Below are 1,127 nucleotides of genomic sequence, written 5' to 3' on the forward strand. Positions count from 1 at the left end.
CGGCGGGGGCGCGCGGCCGGGGTGGCGTTCGCGGTGTCCGGCGCGGTCGCGGTGGCGCGCTTGGTGGTCGAGGCACGTTTGCCCGCTGCGGGTTTCGCAGCCTTGCGCGCGGTGCCCGAGGCGGCCGGGGTGTCGGCCGGTGTCGGGGCGGTCACGGTTTCGGCCTTGCTGTCGGTGCCCGAGTCAGGCTTGGCGGCAGCGGTTTTCGTGTTCTTGCGGGCCGCGCCCGACTTTGCCGGGTCGGGTGTGGCGTTCTTGCGCGCCGTCCGGCGGGCCGCCGGGGCGGGCGCGTCGGCAGCCGGGGTGCCCGCCGCCGGTGCCGGTGCCGGTGTGGCGGTGTCCGTCTTGCCCGTGGCGGCCTTGGTGCGTGTGCCCGCAGCGGGTTTCGCAGCCTTGCGGGTAGTGCCCGACGCGGCCGGGGCGGTGGTGGGGGCGGCCGTGTCGGCGGCGGGGGTGGCGTCCTTGCGGGCGCGCCGTTTGGGTGCGGTGGCCGTGGTCGCGGTGTCGTCGGTGGTGGCGTGGGCGGCCGGGGCGCGCTTGGGGGCGGCGGGTTTCTTGGTGGCGGGTTTGGTGGCCTTGCGGGCGGCGGTGCGCGGCGCGGCCGGGGCGGGTTCGGTAGCGGGCGCGGTGGTGTCGGTCGCTGGTTCCGTGTCGGCCGGGGCGGTGGCAGGCGCGGGCGCGGCGGCCGGGGTGTCAGCCACCGAGGCAGTGTCGGCCGGGGCCGGGGCGAGTGCGGCCGGGGCCGGGGTGCTGGGCGCGGCCGGGGCTTGTTCGGGGCGGGTGGTGGCAACCGGGCGGACGCGCGGCGGGGCGGCGGCCACGGTGACGCGCGGCCGGGCGGCCGGGGCGGGGCGGGTGCGGGCGGTCGCCGGGTGCGCCACGATGGCGAGGGTGCGGCGGCCCAGCGCGGCGGCCACCGCGACAACAGCCACTATCAGCGCGATAGCGGCGCGGCCGAACACGACAGCGGCGCGGCCCAGGGCAGCGAACGCGTCGGCCGGGCCGGGCGCGGCCGGGGCGGGCACGATGGCGGCCGGGCGATGAGCGCGGCGGGCGCTCGGATCCAGCCGATCCGCAGCCCGCCCCACAGGATCTTGCTGAGCGAGCCGATCGAGACGACCTCGTCG

The 1,127-nt window shown here is 79.5% G+C and carries 1 protein-coding gene and 1 pseudogene; both read right to left on the reverse strand.

Translation table 11 applies throughout. The annotated features are described in order from the left end of the window. Window positions 1-932 (reverse strand): annotated as a pseudogene (locus tag ACWDSJ_RS37840) (hypothetical protein); the annotation flags it as partial. A 2-nt stretch (window positions 933-934) separates the two neighbouring features. Then, window positions 935-1,127, reverse strand: a 193-nt coding sequence (locus ACWDSJ_RS37845; RefSeq protein ID WP_450037683.1) for a hypothetical protein, incomplete at its 5' end; no start/stop codon positions are given.

This window comes from Nocardia sp. NPDC003482, assembly GCF_053588115.1.